The 16,473-nt window shown below is 37.8% G+C and carries 11 protein-coding genes; 6 read left to right on the top strand and 5 right to left on the bottom strand.

Annotated elements, in window-relative coordinates; genetic code table 11:
* Positions 1-477: 477 nt before the first annotated feature.
* On the bottom strand, positions 478-1,854 hold the full coding sequence (gene mgtE / locus PVV64_RS03455) for a magnesium transporter (protein ID WP_273759819.1): 1,377 nt from the start codon (positions 1,852-1,854) through the stop codon (positions 478-480).
* Positions 1,855-2,207: 353 nt separating this feature from the next.
* On the opposite strand from mgtE, the gene PVV64_RS03460 reads away from it, so the two are divergent.
* Positions 2,208-4,232, top strand: coding sequence for a M3 family metallopeptidase (locus PVV64_RS03460; protein ID WP_273759820.1), 2,025 nt, complete (start codon positions 2,208-2,210; stop codon positions 4,230-4,232).
* Between the two features lie 382 nt (positions 4,233-4,614).
* On the opposite strand, the gene PVV64_RS03465 is transcribed toward PVV64_RS03460, so the two are convergent.
* Both PVV64_RS03465 and PVV64_RS03470 read right to left on the bottom strand, forming a co-directional pair.
* Positions 4,615-5,622 (bottom strand): SGNH family hydrolase, encoded by a 1,008-nt coding sequence (locus tag PVV64_RS03465; RefSeq protein WP_273759821.1) that lies wholly within the window; start codon positions 5,620-5,622, stop codon positions 4,615-4,617.
* Between the two features lie 69 nt (positions 5,623-5,691).
* On the bottom strand, positions 5,692-6,948 hold the full coding sequence (locus PVV64_RS03470; protein WP_273759822.1) for a lytic murein transglycosylase: 1,257 nt from the start codon (positions 6,946-6,948) through the stop codon (positions 5,692-5,694).
* Positions 6,949-7,220: 272 nt separating this feature from the next.
* Between PVV64_RS03470 and galU the strand changes: the two genes are divergently transcribed.
* Together galU and PVV64_RS03480 are read left to right on the top strand one after the other, a co-directional pair.
* Positions 7,221-8,111 (top strand): UTP--glucose-1-phosphate uridylyltransferase GalU, encoded by an 891-nt coding sequence (gene galU / locus PVV64_RS03475; RefSeq protein ID WP_273759901.1) that lies wholly within the window; start codon positions 7,221-7,223, stop codon positions 8,109-8,111.
* A 39-nt stretch (positions 8,112-8,150) separates the two neighbouring features.
* Positions 8,151-9,143 (top strand): SIS domain-containing protein, encoded by a 993-nt coding sequence (locus tag PVV64_RS03480; protein WP_273759823.1) that lies wholly within the window; start codon positions 8,151-8,153, stop codon positions 9,141-9,143.
* A gap of 678 nt (positions 9,144-9,821) precedes the next feature.
* Here PVV64_RS03480 and PVV64_RS03485 read toward each other — a convergent pair.
* Positions 9,822-10,181, bottom strand: coding sequence for a hypothetical protein (locus tag PVV64_RS03485; protein ID WP_273759824.1), 360 nt, complete (start codon positions 10,179-10,181; stop codon positions 9,822-9,824).
* A gap of 250 nt (positions 10,182-10,431) precedes the next feature.
* Here PVV64_RS03485 and PVV64_RS03490 point away from each other — a divergent pair, with 250 nt between their 5' ends.
* The 3 genes from PVV64_RS03490 to guaB all read left to right on the top strand — a co-directional run bounded on the left by PVV64_RS03490 (position 10,432) and on the right by guaB (position 15,391).
* Positions 10,432-11,817 (top strand): sigma-54 dependent transcriptional regulator, encoded by a 1,386-nt coding sequence (locus PVV64_RS03490; protein ID WP_273759825.1) that lies wholly within the window; start codon positions 10,432-10,434, stop codon positions 11,815-11,817.
* Positions 11,818-12,179: 362 nt separating this feature from the next.
* On the top strand, positions 12,180-13,751 hold the full coding sequence (locus tag PVV64_RS03495; RefSeq protein ID WP_273759902.1) for a phospholipase D family protein: 1,572 nt from the start codon (positions 12,180-12,182) through the stop codon (positions 13,749-13,751).
* Between the two features lie 140 nt (positions 13,752-13,891).
* A complete protein-coding gene (gene guaB / locus PVV64_RS03500; RefSeq protein ID WP_273759826.1) occupies positions 13,892-15,391 on the top strand; it encodes an IMP dehydrogenase in 1,500 nt (499 codons plus the stop codon).
* Positions 15,392-15,553: 162 nt separating this feature from the next.
* On the opposite strand, the gene PVV64_RS03505 is transcribed toward guaB, so the two are convergent.
* Positions 15,554-15,703 (bottom strand): hypothetical protein, encoded by a 150-nt coding sequence (locus tag PVV64_RS03505; protein WP_208441582.1) that lies wholly within the window; start codon positions 15,701-15,703, stop codon positions 15,554-15,556.
* Positions 15,704-16,473: the final 770 nt, after the last annotated feature.

Consider the following 16,473-nt stretch of genomic DNA (forward strand, 5'->3'; position numbering starts at 1 on the left):
AATACAATAAGATCAAAGAGCTTGGGTGAATATGCATTGTTTATAGCTTAGTTTATAGTTTACAAGTTAAGATGTTGCTTCATGTATCATGCTCTTTATAAAGAGCAATATATCACTCTAACGCTATTTATAGCACTACTCGTGAAAGATATGATGCAAAATCATTGCGACTATCATCTTTAATTTATTCAAGGCATAAGTTAGCACTCATATGTTATTTTTGGTTTTTAATATTGCCAACTACTATTGTAGTGAGATGGTATTTTACTTTTTTCTCAAACAGTTTTTCTTTTACATATGACCTCTTCTTATGATGTGCAAGTGAATAGGCGTTTTATATTTTGTAATAAGATAGGTTTAAAATAAGGGAAACTTCCTGTATTAGGTTTCTCATTCAAGTTGTAAAACGATAAATTATCAATCACTCTATTATCTAATGAAGAGATCTGAGATTTCATAAGACTTTTACTTTTTATGTTAGAGCAGAGTTCCAGACAAGATAAGGGAGGCAACAGAAAAATAGATCACGATTCCCATCACATCCACTAAAGTGGCGACAAGAGGTGCGGAAGCACTTGCTGGATCAAATCCAAAGCCTTTAAGGATAAAGGGAAGCATAGAGCCGGATAAAGAACCGAAGGTGACAATTCCAACTAAAGCTGTTCCTACTGTTATGGCAATAAAAATCCAATGTTCACCGTAGTTGTAGATACCAAGTTGTTGCCAAAGAGCAATACGCATCATTCCAATAATTCCCAGTAAAAGGCCAAGGGATATTCCTGCTGGAATTTCACGAATGATAATTTTCCACCAGTCTTTGAGTGTGAGCTCACGGAGAGCTAATGCGCGAATAATAAGGGATGTTGCTTGCGATCCAGAGTTTCCTCCCGAACTCATAATGAGGGGAATAAAGAGTGTGAGAGTAATGGCTTTTTCAAGTTCTGTTTCGAAATATTGCATAGCGCTTGCTGTGAGCATTTCACCAAGAAAAAGTAATGCGAGCCAGCCACCCCGTTTTTTCATCATTCCTAAAAAATTGATCTGCATATAGGGCTTATCAAGAGCTTCCATCCCTGCGAATTTATAAGCATCTTCACTCATTTCATCAACCATTGTATCAAGGACGTCATCGACTGTCACAATTCCAATGACATGATTATCATCATCAATCACCGGCACAGAGAGAAGATCATGGCGCTGAAAAAGACGTGCGATATCTTCATGATGTGTATAGGGAGATATTGTAATGGGTGTGTCATGTGTGTAGACGTTAAGAATTTGTTCATCAGGAGAAGCAAGGATAAGATTACGCAGGGAAACAGCTTTGAGAAGGGTGCCTGTTTTGGGATCAATGACATAGCTTGTATAAACTGTTTCACGTGTTCGTTCGACTTCACGGATATGATTCAGAGTTTTTTTTACGGTCCAGTTTGCAGGGATGGCTATAAACTCTGTGGTCATCAATGCGCCCGCTGTATGGTCAGGGTAACTGGTCAGTTTTTTGATTTCAGAACGCGTTAAAGGTTTGAGCAATGCATAAAGCCGCGTACGGGTTTCTTTGTCCATTTCTTGAAAGACATCGGCGGCGGCATCAGCAGACATGCCATCAAGAATTTCAACAGAACGATTAACAGGAAGAAGTTCAAGAATAGCAGCTGGTTGTTCAAGTTCTGGTTTGTCGAAGAGTTCAATGGCATAATCAAGAGGTAAAAGACTTAAGATAGCTACGCGTTCCATGATATCGAGATCATTAATGATATCAATTGAGTCCGCAAAATGATGATTTTGTAATTCTTCGGCAAGAGCTTCAGGAGAAGAGTTTTTAAAGTCGAAGGTCGTTTTAATTTCAGTCATAATAAAGTACCTTCTGAAAGGTTAAAGAATGATAATTTTAAATCATGGATTAAGATAAAACAAAAGTTGTGGAAGATTGAAGAAAAGCCCTCCCCAATTATATTCTCCCAATTGTTAATATTTAAAATAAAGTCAAGGATAGATCACAGGTTATAAACAATTTCATGAATCAGAGAGATAGGGATTCTTATTTTTGTTTATTTCTTAGTGTTGAAGATATCCTTTATTTCTACTCCTAAAATAGTGGTCTAAAAGGCATTTTAAAGCATACTCATTATTTTTAGTGTATGATCAATTTGTATCGTAAAGGTGGTAATTATACTTTAAATTTATAATTGGAGATAGGTCATATTATGACAAAAGCGGCAGTATTGGATTGGAAGGGGTTTGCAGGGCTTCCTGATTTTTCTTTAATAAGTGATGAAGATTTTAAACCTGCTTTTGAACAGGCACTTCAAGAAGCAGAAGAAGAGTTGGAGACGATTGCAACGGTGCAAGAAACACCAACGCTTGAGAATTTTTTGCAGCTTTTTGAGCTTGCTGGTAAAGCGCTCAGTTGCGTATGTTCAATATTTTTCTTGCGCACGGGAGCCCATAGTAACGCTTTTATTCAACAGTTAGAACAAGAGTTTGTTGTAAAGCTTTCTCGTTATTCTTCAAAAATAATGCTGGATACGCGGATATTTGCAAAAATAGACAGACTTTATCAACTATCACAGCAAGGCATGTATGATAGTGAAACAACACGTGTGCTTGAATTATGGTGGAAAAAATTTGTTTGTAATGGTGCAAAACTGGATGAAAAAGGTAAGAAACGGCTTACTGAAATTAATGAAAGACTTGCTTTTTTAAATGCTACTTTTGGTCAGAATGTCTTAAAAGATGAAGCTGAATGGATTTTATTTTTAAAACAAACGGATTTATCTGGTTTACCGGAGGATCTCATTGCTTCAATGAAGGAAATTGCGCGTGAAAGAGGCAATGAAGGTGCTTATGCATTAACATTGGCACGTTCAATTATTGAACCATTTTTGAAATTCTCTGATCGTCGTGATTTGCGTGAGATTGCATTCCAAGCTTGGGCCAAACGTGGTGAAAATGAGAACGAGAATAATAATCGAGCGATTATTGTAGAGATCATTTCACTTCGAGATGAAAAGGCTAAGTTACTAGGGTATAACTCTTTCGCAGATTTGAAACTTGATAATACCATGGCCAAAAATGTTGATGCCGTTATGGATTTGCTCACACCTATATGGGAACGTGCGAGAGCTAAGGCTGTGGTCGAGCAGATTGAATTGCAAAATTTTGCAAATAATCAGGGCAGCAATGATACTTTAGAGGCTTGGGATTGGCGTTATTACGCTGAAAAACTTCGCGCCGAAAAATTTTCCTTTGATGGCTCTGAAATTAAATATTACTTTCAGCTTGATCGCATGATTGAAGCAGCTTTTGGTGTGGCAGAAAAGCTGTTTGGTATTACCTTTGAAGAAAAAAGCACTGTTACACTTTGGCATCCTGATGCACGTTTGTGGGAAGTAAAAAAATCTGATGGAAATGTGCTTGGGCATTTCATTGGTGATTATTTTGCGCGTTCATCAAAACGTTCTGGGGCATGGATGAGCAGTTTGCAATCACAGCATAAATTGGATGGTGGACAAAAGCCCATTATCTACAATATTTGTAATTTTGCGAAGCCCCTCAAAGGAGAGATTGCTCTTTTATCCCTTGATGATGCACGCACACTTTTCCACGAATTTGGTCATGCATTACATGGTTTGCTGTCTGATATAACATGGCCGTCTGTTGCGGGAACATCAGTTGCACGTGATTTTGTTGAACTTCCTTCTCAACTTTACGAACATTGGTTAACTGTACCGGAGGTTTTAAAGTCTTATGCTACACATACAAAAACAGGGCTTCCCATGCCACAAACATTGATGGATAAAGTTTTATTGGCACAGACATTTAATGCTGGTTTTTCTGCGGTTGAATTTACCTCATCTGCTCTCATGGACATGGCTTTTCACCAAGGAAAAACCATACCAGATCCAACAATATTTGAGCATCAGGAGTTAGAAAAATTACAAATGCCTCATGCAATTATCATGCGTCATCGTCCACCTCATTTTATGCATATATTTTCAGGAGATGGTTATGCTGCTGGTTACTATTCTTATCTGTGGTCAGAAGTGCTTGATGCTGATGCTTTTCAGGCTTTTGAAGAAGTGCATGATGTTTTTAATTCAGAACTTGCTGATCGTTTAAAGCGCTTTATCTATTCTGCTGGGGGAAGCCGCGATCCAGAAGAACTCTATAAAGCTTTTCGCGGACGGCTGCCTTCACCAGAAGCGATGATTAAAAAACGTGGACTATAGAAAAAGAGAACGGTATGGTGGGAGCCATGCCGTTATTTTTTCTAGCCATGAAATGTATGCAAATTTTTATCCTATCAGAGATAAGATGGCACCATCAGACTCTTTACTAGCATTCAATGTTGCAACGGTTGTTGGAACTTGAGATAGTTCATAAGAGGCATCTTTACTTCTTTCTTCTATAGCTTTTATCCATACGCTAATCTCGCTTATAACGTACAAGTAAATGATTTTGATTAATTCGCTATCAACAGATTTAAAATGAGAGAATTTTACGGTATTAAAGTCTTTCACTTAATATGAGAGTGAATAAATGATTATTATAAATCAATCTATTATTAGCATATAATAGAGTTTTCAAATTTGTAAAATATTTTACAAAACATCAAGGGCAAGAAAAATTATCAGCGCGGTCTCTCTGATGACCATTGGGAGGTGACCACGATTTTTGTATGAAACTTGGCTCTATTTTACCTATGAGGTGAGTATTTTGTTGCGCGATGTTATCGAGGCTCATTGGCGGTTGGCGGACAATATTGTTTGGTTGTTGTATAAGCTTTGGAACAGTGGTATTATTTGAAAGGAAATTTTCATGGGAAGATGTATGAAAACTTAAGATATTTTCTAATTGTTTTTCTAAATAAGAAGCAAGTTTTCTTTTTCCTGCAGTGGTAAAATTGATACCATTAGGCGTACGCAATCTAACGATTTTTCCATTTGTGTCATAGCCTGAAAAAGAAAATTGTCCCTGTTCATCAGTAAAGCCGCTCCAAATATCAATGAAATATCCTCCTGCTTCTTCTGTTTTTTGTTTATAGAGCGCATTAAAAATTTTCATTTTTTGTGTCAAGATATCATTGCCAAAAGCAGGTTGCCCCATCCATATCCACGGTTTTCCCGAACTGTGAAGACTTTCAACAATTTCGCTAGTTCTCTGTTGATAGATGTTGAGCCATTCTGGTTGAGCTGTATTAAATATGCCATAAGAGGTTGTGATTGGTTGATTATCATTCGCGCCGATCACCATGATGATAGCGTCAGGTTTATTTTTATCAATGCGTTCAGAAATAGTATTTTTCCAAGAAATATGATCCGTTCTAACCAAACCAGAAGCTGGCACTGTATTATTTATGACGATAACATCATTGTTCTCAGTAAAAAGCTTTTTGAGTGCATCAGCAACAGCAGAAGCTACAAAATCTCCTATGACAAGAATGCGTTTTGCATTCTCATCTTTTAACTGTTGCTGGGGTTTTCTTACGACACTCTTTTTTTGTGGTTTATATACCTTTTGTTCTAGTACTTGCGGTGGTTGTTGTTCGTGTGTATTATGTTGGGACAACCATTTAAAAAAATTCGTGGCTTTACTTGGAGATGGTTGTAAGACATTCATGGCAAAGAGAGAACAACACAGAAAAATCAAGTATAATGAGCGGAAACCGGACAAATATTTTACTCCAGATTATTGTTTTCGCAGTAAAAAGAGAACATCATGAGTTGGATAACCATTTGCTGTTAAGCCATGGCGGAGCTGAAAAGCTTTGATGGCTTTTTGAGAGGCAGTACCGATTTTTCCATCAACTTCTCCTTTATAATAGCCAAGTTTGGCTAAGCGAGATTGAAATTCCTTACGCTCATGGAGTGTCAGAGAGGGAAATGGTCTTTGCCAATCTTGAATCAATTTAGGATGTCCAGCAATACGGTGAGCGAGAAGAGCAACAGCGAAAGCATAACGATCTGCATTATTATAACGTTTGAGAACAAAAAAGTTTTTTGTTACTAAAAATATAGGGCCTTCTGGTCCATCTGGATATTTTAATATTGCTGGTTCAGAGAGAGCAGAAAGAGGTTGCCCATTCGCCTGTTTTACACCTAATTTCGCCCATTGCTCAAAGGAATGCCAACTTGCTGGAAGGTTTTTATCTTTTGGCACTTTAACTTCTATTCCCCAAGGAAGGTTAGGCTGCCAACCATTCATATGGAGAAGATTAGCAGCACTAGCCAAAGCATCTGGAACAGAGTTCCAAATATCACGTCGTCCATCACCATCCATGTCAATAGCATAAGCGAGATAACTGCTTGGAATAAACTGCGTATGCCCCATAGCACCAGCCCAAGATCCAGTAAGTTGTACACGTGTAATTTCACCGCGTTGGAGAATTTTCATAGCAGCAATGAGTTGCGCGTGGGCGTATTTAGTACGTTTTTTATCAGCATAGGCGAGGGTTGCAAGGGAGCGAATGGTATCACGCATCACACCTTTATTTGTTAAAATCTTTCCATAATTGCTTTCCATTGACCAAATAGCAAGGAGGATATTACGGTCAACACCAAAACGTTTTTCGATTTTAGGAAGCCATTTTTGCCATTTTTTAGCTTGGCGCTGTCCTTCTACAATTGCAATATCATGAACACGATTATCGAAATAATTCCATGAGGGATCAACAAATTCTGGTTGGTATGCAGCTCTTTCTAAAACCTCTGGATCAATTGCGTTGACACCCTTAAACGCTATATCAAACGTAGAGGGTGAAATATTATTGGCAAGAGCTGTTTTTTTAAATTCTTTAATCCAAAGTTTAAAACCACTATCAGCATGTAAAAATGATGTAGAAAACGTGAAAAAAGCAAAAAAGAGAGTGACTAAACCTATAATAAAAGCTTTCTGATTTGTTGATTTTTTTTCAGAAGAGAAAATTTTAGATTTTGTGTTTTGCATTTTAAAATTTCCCTCAATATTCAAGTATTTTGCTGTGCAAGAACTTCATTTATTTGGTCTTATTGAAAGATGTTATCAAGCAAATAAGAAAGGCTAAAACGGATTGTTTATTTTGAAGGAAGATTCCTGATAGATTAGCATACTCTTGTATCTCTTTCTTGTCCATTATAATGGCGATAAAAACAATAAGATATCTTTTTTACTATTTAGTAAAAACATATGTTAAAGCAAATCAGAAAGTAATACGATGAATGAGGAGCAAGAGAGTGAAAGTGCGTAAAATCCGGAAAGCAGTATTTCCTGTGGCTGGTCTTGGTACACGTTTTCTTCCTGCAACAAAAACAGTTCCCAAAGAGATGCTCACGGTTGTTGATAAGCCTGTTATTCAATATGTTGTAGATGAAGCACGTGAAGCGGGTATTGAACATTTTGTTTTTGTTACTGGACGCAACAAAGCAGTCATTGCGGACTATTTTGATGCGCAAGTTGAGTTATATACAACGCTTGCCGAACGTGGCAAGAGGGAAGAACTTGAACATTTACACGCTTTACAACCTCCACCAGGGACCACTTCTTTCACGCGCCAACAGAAACCTTTAGGATTAGGACATGCTCTTTGGTGCGCACGCGAATTAGTTGGGAATGAGCCTTTTGCTTTATTGTTACCAGATATGCTTATACAAGCTAAAAAGAGTTGTCTTTGTGAAATGATCAATCTTTATGAGAAAACCGATGGAGGAAATATTATAGCAGTTCAAGAATGCGAGCCAAAAAAGGCGCATAAATATGGTATTGTTGGACAAGGTGAACAGATTGCAAACGGTTTTAAAATCACAACAATGGTAGAAAAACCAGCAAAAGGAACCGCGCCATCAAATCTGTACATTAATGGTCGTTACATTTTGCAACCAGAAATTTTTAATATTCTTTCCAATCAAGAACGGGGAGCAGGAAACGAAATTCAATTAACAGACGCGATGGTACGGCTTTCAAAGGAGCAGGATTTTTTTGGTTTTCAGTTAGAGGGGCGCACATTTGATTGTGGTTCTAGAGCTGGTTTTATTGAAGCTAACGTAGCATTTTCTTTAGCGCGCGCTGATATGCATAGCGAAGTTTCTGCTTCGTTGAAAAATTTACTAGAAATTATTAAAGTTGAGAAATGATCTAGATCTCTCGTTTAATTTCATTTATCAAATTTGATCATGATAATACAGTCTCCTCATATGGCTTTGCAAGGTGCCATTGCCTCGGCGCTTAAAACGCTTGCGAGTGAAAAACAAGGGATTGAAGCCCTTGAAGCAGCTCTTATTGGAAATCTTTCTTCCTTTTTTGAAAGGGCTGTCCAAACTATCAAAAATGCGAGTGGTCATGTGGTGATTACAGGCCTTGGTAAGAGTGGGCATATAGGTACAAAAATTGCGGCAACTTTAGCTTCCACTGGAACACCTTCTTTTTTTGTTCACGCTGCAGAAGCCAATCATGGTGATCTTGGTATGATTGGCTCTGATGATGTTATTCTTGCTTTGTCATGGTCAGGTGAAACCTTAGAATTAAGTGGCATTATCAATCATGCTGCGCGTTTTCGTATACCACTTATTGCCATGACATCGGGTAAAAACTCTATATTAGGAAGACAAGCTGATGTTGTCCTTTTGTTGCCACAGATAGAAGAAGCTTGCCCTCACGGACTTGCTCCGACAACTTCAACCATTATGCAATTAGCAATGGGAGATGCATTGGCTATTGCTCTTTTAGAAATGCGTGGCTTCACTGCAACGGATTTTAAAGTCTATCATCCTGGTGGTTCTCTTGGTGCAAGTCTGAAATATGTGCGTGACATCATGCACGGAGGGAATCGTATTCCTTTAGTTGCGCAGGGAACGACTATGACTAAAGCAATGAATGTTTTGGTTGAAAAACATTTTGGTTGTGTTGGCGTTGTGAATCAAAAAGGTGAATTAATCGGAATTGTGACCGATGGTGACCTTGCACGCAACATGCATTTTGATTTATCAAAATTTAATGTTGATGAGGTGATGACAAAAAAACCTAAAACTCTAGAGCCAAATACACTTGTTGGTGCTGCAACAGCATTTATTAATGATCATCATATTGGGGCATTTTTCGTAGTTGAAAATAAGAAACCGATAGGGATAGTTCATTTCCATGATCTTTTGCGTATTGGTGCTGCATAAGTGGGAGCGCTCATACCAGAGAGAATTTGATTTTAGAGTGAAACAGCTTCAACAATAGTAAAAATAAAATTTTATGAGGCAGTCGCTTTATGAGGATTTCTTGGTAAAGACAGCTGGTTGAATATTTTATGGTGTTAGCAAATTTCACTAACGCGGGCACGCTCTTTATATAAGACAGAACGCCATTGTATTACAAATTCGCGCGCTTGTAGAAGAACATCTTGGCACCAAAACCCATTTCATGACATCGCTCGTGAATGGTATAACGGGTAAATCTATTGAAGCATTATTATCTTTATGCTCATGAAGGAGAAAACTGGCACCATCATATGATTTATCGTGATCGGTTGCGGCAGCCTTTGGTACTGGAGAGTATTCATGAGAGGTATGTTTACTTTTTTAAGAATTTTTGATCTACACGCTCATCCCGCTTGTAAGGTCTAAGCGAATGGTTGTGATTGATTCACTATGGGAGAGGATTGGAATGAAAAAAATCCTACGATATTCAGCGCTCTCATTCTATATGCAAATAATGAAGGATCATTATAATCAATATGTTACCTATAAGGAACTGTATTATCTTTGCTCTTTTAAAAGAAATTTCATCATGAAGAGAGGTTATACCTCCTAATATGCGTGTTTATCACATTTCTTGTAGAACCCATAGTTTTTATTATGTTAAAATTTTCTCTTAAGAGAAAATTGTGATCCTGTATATGATGAGCAGAACAGTTGCATTGCATCTTGTGATATCATACAACTAACTTTAGAGATTGTGCCACGAAGAATGGAGCGTATTTCAATTTCTATATGTTGAGCACTGACATAATTATAGGTGCCTTCTGACAATTTTTCTTCTGTGTCTGCTGCACGCGTTTCAAAAACACCTCCACGGAAAGAAGAAATAATACCATTTTCATCAACCCATTTACCATCAATTCCAGCCGGTGTATTTTGCCCATAATGTTGTGAAAAGCCACAGGCACCTAACATCAAAGCGATGATTGTAAGACATAAAATACGGTAGGTGTGTTTCATTTATTTCACTCTTTATGTTACTTTACTCTCCAACCTCTATAAGATTGTTAAATTATTCCATGAGTCAAGATGAAAAATTTGATAAAAATCAATGAAAAAGGAAAAAAATAGAAAAAAATGCCTTAATGTTGTATTTAATTAACGACTTGATGAAATTTGTAGATAAACACAAGAGGCGAAATATTTCTTATGGTTTACAACAATTGTTACATTAAGTCGTTTAGTAGTCTCAAAGGAGATTATTAAAACTATGGTTGGTCCCATTCTTGTTGCGAGTGAAGATTATGGAAGACGTATAGAACTTTCTGCTATGCTTCGAGGTTTTGGTCACCGTGTCATTGAAGCAGAAAATGGTCTGCGTACGATTGATCTTTTACACAGACGTAAAAATATTGTTCTTGCATTCATTGATGTTGCCATGAGTGATTTGGGTATAGGTGATTTAATTAAAATGATTAGGGTTGCTGGTGTTTCTGTTCCTCTTGTTGTGATAGCACAACAAGAGAATCAAGATTTACTCCAGAAGGCTTTAACAGCAGGAGCTATTGATTATTGGATTCATCCCGTTACACCACTGCGCTTAAGGGTTACTTTGGATACTCTTTCTCTTTTATCAGCATTAGAGCGTGAGGTTCATTATACTCGGCGAAAAAATGAGAATCATTTGCGCTTTTCTGATCTCTGTATAAAAAGTAGGGCGATGCAGATTGTTCTGGAACAATCAAGGGATGCAGCCTCTTCATTACAGAATCTTTTGATAGAAGGTGAAAATGGCACTGGTCGCGAAACATTAGCCCGCATTATTCATCATGAGGGTTTGTTATCAGATGGAGCTTTTGTTCGCTTTCAATGTTCAGCTCTCATAGATCCAGAAGAAGAAAATCGCCAGTGGTTTCAAGAATTTCTGCCACTGGTTTCTTCTTTTGAAAGAGGAACACTGTGTCTTTACGATGTTGATCGCCTTGAGCCCATACAGCAAAAACGTTTTGCACGCTATCTTCAAGAGAGGGAAGAGGCTACAAAGAACAATCCCCCCTCCGTTCGTATCATGGCTATTTCAACGTCACGGCTTTCAGATCTAGTTAAAGAAGATTGTTTTTCGCACAGTTTGTTTGAACAACTTTCCCAATTATCAATTAGTGTTCCTGCTTTGCGGGAATTGAGAGATGATTTTCCAGAGCTTACACAACGTTTGATTGACCACATTATCATTGAAACAGGGCGATCGCATGTACATGGTTTAGCAGGATCAGCTCTTTCATTGCTTATGCAGTATGATTGGCCTGGTAATCGCAACGAACTTGAAAATTTTTTATTTCGTGCGGTTTTACTCAGTGAGGGACCTTTGTTAACGGTTCGGGATTTTCCTCAATTAATGGGAAATTCATTAATAGGTGTTCCAAATATTGTTGAGAATGATGTTCAAGAAGATCATGAACAAGAATCAATACAATTTTTAAACGCTGATGGGCATGTGCGACCTTTTGCAGAGATGGAATATGATATTATTGAGAAAGCAGTAAAACATTATAAGGGACATATGAGTGAGATTGCTCGCCGTCTTCGTATTGGTCGCTCTACACTTTATCGAAAAATAGAAGCATTAAGAGCAATAAAAAACCAAGAACGGAAATAAAATTCACAAGAAATCTCCGTTGATTAAGAAGTATAATCTTCAAGTTGATTAAGAAGTATAATCTTCAAAAAGTGTAATGGCTTTTAATATCAGCAGTAGAAGGGGAGATTTTAAAAGAATTGTTGTCTACTCTAGATGAAGCATTGAGGATAATTTTGAAATTTTAATAAGTGTTAATTTTATTAAAATAAACTCGGTTTTAATGCTTCTTTTTATTTTTCATAATTTGAGCTAAGTTTATTTTCTCTTAAGTAAGAGATGTCATTCTATCTATTGTAATGATTAAGATTTGATCATTATTTAAATATTATTATTTGTATTGCTAGTAGTGCGATGGCTTTAAAATAGAAAGTTTGTCTTCTTTGACTTTTTTAGAGATTGTTATCAGTTTTACTATATTTTTTTCTATTGCATCTACGTTGGCTATTTACACATATGGGCGTTTTATGAAAAACGCTAGGGGAGTGTGTTCTTATGCATTGGCTATTAAGAAAGATGAAACCAAGCTTGACCGTATCATAAGCCGATTGGCAGAGGAGACAGATGGGCTAGGAATTGATAAAGATGCTCTTTCACTCATCATTAGTAATTTGGATGCGTTTTGTGTTCGTGTGATAGGAGCAGCACAGGCTGGTCGTAGTCTTGATCTCATGTATTATATTTGGGATGATGATTTGACAGGGCGTTTACTCTTAAGCGAAATAGTAGAGGCAGCTGATCGTGGTGTTCGTGTGCGTCTTCTTTTAGACGATATTAATGCTCAAGCACGTGATCCAGCTTATATTGCCTTGGATAAACATCCACATATTGAAGTGAGAATGTTTAATCCAGGGCGATCACGTAAGGGGGGATTACGCCGTGGTTTAGAGATTATATTGCGGGCAATTACTGTAACGCGCAGGATGCATAATAAAGCTTTCATTGTAGATGGTCGAGTAGCTTTTGTAGGAGGGCGTAATCTTGCCGATTCTTATTTTGACGCTGGTAAAGAATCACATTTTCGAGATTTAGATTTGATGTTAATTGGTCCTTCGGTTAAAAAGGTGGAAACCATTTTTGATGAGTTTTGGAATAGCACTGTTGTTTTACCAATTCATACTTTGGTTGTCCCTAAAAGTGCAAGTGATCTTGGCTATTGGAAGGATAAATTACGTAAGTTTCGTGATTCCAAGGTTGCAAAAGTTTATCTCGACTATGTCAAAGAACATATTCATTTTGATTGTTTTATCCAAGCAGGAAATCGGTTATTTTTAGCAGATAAAGTTGTCGTACTCTCTGACCCTCCGGAAAAAGCATTGCGCAAAAAAGCAGGAAATTGGCTTATGAAGGCACTTTCACAGGTGATTGGTGATGCGAAAAAAACGGTCCAAATTACATCGCCTTATTTTGTTCCAGGTAGAGTAGGTACGCAGAATTTGAGCAATTTGGTTGCAAAGGGTGTTGATGTCAAAATTCTTACAAATTCCTTAGCAGCCACTGATGTGGCACTGGCACATGGTGGTTATGTACCGTATCGTAAAGCGTTATTGAAAAGTGGTGTTAAGCTTTATGAGTTAAAACCCGACGGCAATACGCACGGATTACGACTTTTTCGTTCAAGTAAGGCAAGTTTACATACTAAAGCTTTTTTAGTTGATCGTAAAACTGCTTTTATTGGTTCTCTAAACTTTGATCCAAGGTCAGCTGCGCTGAATACGGAAATGGGTATCCTTTTTGAATGTGCACCGATTACAGCAAGATTAGATTTGCTTTTTTCTGAAGAAACAACTGGTGAAATGAGTTATCACCTCCGTCTTGGTGATAATAACCGTATTTATTGGGATTTTATTGAAAATGAAAAAAAGCATAGTCTTGATTATGAGCCGGAAAGCAGTTTTTGGCGTCGTGTGTTTGCGAAAATAATAAGTTGGTTACCCATTGAATCACAATTGTAGATTTTATAAACTGTCATTAAAGATTATTTTTCTTTTCATTTTTTTTGTGGCATGGCATAATTTCCTGCCAATCCACAACGTCTGAGAACCGCAGTTGTATCAAACTACTTGCGGTGTTTTATTATAAAAGGAATTTGGCTATGGCAAAGATTGTTGAAACGGCGACAGGTGTATTGGCATTGACTTTTGATGATGTGCTTTTACAGCCTGGTCATTCTCTTGTTATGCCTAGTCAAGTAGATTTGAGAACGCGTGTTGCAGCTGATATCACACTAAATTTGCCGTTGCTTTCTGCTGCGATGGATACTGTAACAGAATCGCGCTTGGCTATTGCTATGGCTCAAGCTGGTGGTCTTGGTGTTATCCATCGTAATATGTCTCCTACAGAGCAAGCTGAAGAAGTTCGTCAGGTAAAAAAGTTTGAATCTGGTATGGTTGTTAATCCAGTAACAATTGGGCCAGATGCAACACTTGAAGAAGCAAAAGCTTTGATGCGTTCTCATGCTATTTCGGGTATTCCGGTCGTTGAAAATGGTGCTAAAGGTGAGACTGCGGGACGGCTTGTTGGCATTTTAACGAATAGAGATGTGCGTTTTGCATCGGATCCAAAACAAAAAATTTATGAATTGATGACTCATGAAAATTTGATAACCGTGCATGAAAATGTCCAACTTAGTGAGGCAAAGTATCTTTTACATCATCACCGGATTGAAAAGTTGTTGGTTGTGGATGGACAAAATCGTTGTGTTGGTTTGATAACAGTGAAGGATATTGAAAAAGCACAATTAAATCCAAATGCCGCTAAAGATTCTCAGGGTCGCTTGCGTGTTGGCGCTGCCAGTAGTGTGGGGAATGATGGGATTGAACGGGCTGAACGACTTATTGATGCAGGTGTTGATGTCCTAGTGATTGACACAGCGCATGGGCATTCTCAACGTGTACTAGAGACCGTTGAGCGAATTAAAAAAATGGCGTGTTCTCCAGCTGTTATTGCTGGTAATGTAGCGACTTCTCAAGCAACACAAGCATTAATTGATAGTGGTGCAGATGCGGTAAAAGTTGGTATTGGTCCTGGTTCTATTTGCACGACACGAATTGTTGCAGGGGTTGGTGTACCACAACTTGCAGCCATTATGAATGCTGCTGAAGTTGCTGAAAAAGCGGGTATTCCTGTGATTGCGGATGGCGGGATTAAAGCTTCGGGGGATTTTGCTAAAGCTTTAGCAGGTGGGGCTTGTGCTGCTATGATTGGTTCTCTTTTAGCAGGTACAGATGAAAGTCCTGGCGAAGTTTACCTTTATCAAGGGCGATCTTTTAAAGCTTATCGCGGTATGGGATCCGTTGGTGCTATGGCAAGGGGATCGGCAGATCGCTATTTTCAGGATGAAGTGCGTGATGAACTGAAATTGGTTCCTGAAGGTGTAGAGGGGCAAGTAGCTTATAAAGGCCCTATCGCATCGGTCTTACATCAACTTGCTGGTGGATTGCGTGCCTCAATGGGCTATGTTGGAGCGAAGGATTTGGCAGAGTTTCGTGAAAAAGCGACATTTGTTCGTATCACCAATGCCGGACTTCATGAAAGCCATACACATGATGTTGCTATCACACGGGAGAGTCCTAATTACCGTGGCCCTGTCTGATGTATGAACGCATAGAGCTATGTGACATGGTATATAATCTTTTGAGAAAATGCAGCGAGGCTATCATTTTTCTCTTTATTATTTCGTTTAATAACTCTAAAAGGGAAAGAATTGGAGGCTAATATTCCAATTCTTTCTGTGTGTTATACGAAAGTAAGGGAATTAACTTTTTGTTGTCTTCCGCGCTGACTTTGACGCACGTTGGCGAGTGTTAGCCTGATCACTTTGGATGGATTTCTTTCCATTGTTTGAGGGCATTGTATTGTGACGGCTTTTAGATGAAGTTGTTTTTCCATTATTATAAGTGTTCATTATTTTCTCCTTTTAAATTATCTGGCTTAAAACCAGTATAGTAAAAACGGTCGTGCCAAATAGTGGTTCCAAGCCTTTTCTAAAAAGTTAATATTTCTTGAAGAATAATATGGGCGTGCTGGCCTTAAGCGGAGTGTTTTTGCATCTTTTCAGAAAGGTAGCATTTTCAAGATAGAGAGATATTGGGTGTCAAATACTGTTTATAGAAAGCTGTAAAAATTTAATTAACGAGGATTTCAGGAGAGAATAATTTCTGCCTATCTTATAAGGCGCGTGCTTATTTTGTTATCTGTAAATTAATATAAAAGCCTAATACAGCCGTATGTTTGAGATAAAATTGAGACAAAGAAGAGTTTTGTAAACAATTCTAGCTTTTGTATAGCAAATAAGGGAAAGTACACATCATATTTCTGTTTGAGTAATCTCTCAAACAGGAAGACAGTCTCATTTGGAGAGGAGATAAAGCCGTAGACCTTGAACTCAATTGCTCTGTTTCCCACCATTCTTTCATTCAGCTTGACTACTTTCATAAATATCTACAGCAATATTTCCTAAATAACCCAGATGACACATTATTTCACATTTTTCTTTGTTTCGTTTTTTAGTAAGGGTATGCCCTTCATATAAAACAGAATACCATTGTATTGCCAATTCACGTGTTTTTTAAAAGAAACCTTTCTTAATGCACCAAAGCACATTTCACTAAGGCATTGGTGAATGTTATAAGGATAAAACCGTATCATTATCTCATTGCTTATGAAGGAGTAACC

It is taken from the genome of Bartonella sp. ML70XJBT.G, from assembly GCF_028618575.1.
Lineage (GTDB): Bacteria > Pseudomonadota > Alphaproteobacteria > Rhizobiales > Rhizobiaceae > Bartonella.

Coding starts and splice junctions, on each gene's coding strand:
- PVV64_RS03470 (WP_273759822.1), bottom strand. CDS start 6,948: ATGCAAAACACAAAATCTAAAATTTTCTCTTCTGAAAAAAAATCAACA.
- PVV64_RS03490 (WP_273759825.1), top strand. CDS start 10,432: ATGGTTGGTCCCATTCTTGTTGCGAGTGAAGATTATGGAAGACGTATA.
- mgtE (WP_273759819.1), bottom strand. CDS start 1,854: ATGACTGAAATTAAAACGACCTTCGACTTTAAAAACTCTTCTCCTGAA.
- PVV64_RS03505 (WP_208441582.1), bottom strand. CDS start 15,703: ATGAACACTTATAATAATGGAAAAACAACTTCATCTAAAAGCCGTCAC.
- PVV64_RS03480 (WP_273759823.1), top strand. CDS start 8,151: ATGATAATACAGTCTCCTCATATGGCTTTGCAAGGTGCCATTGCCTCG.
- PVV64_RS03465 (WP_273759821.1), bottom strand. CDS start 5,622: ATGAATGTCTTACAACCATCTCCAAGTAAAGCCACGAATTTTTTTAAA.
- PVV64_RS03485 (WP_273759824.1), bottom strand. CDS start 10,181: ATGAAACACACCTACCGTATTTTATGTCTTACAATCATCGCTTTGATG.
- PVV64_RS03460 (WP_273759820.1), top strand. CDS start 2,208: ATGACAAAAGCGGCAGTATTGGATTGGAAGGGGTTTGCAGGGCTTCCT.
- guaB (WP_273759826.1), top strand. CDS start 13,892: ATGGCAAAGATTGTTGAAACGGCGACAGGTGTATTGGCATTGACTTTT.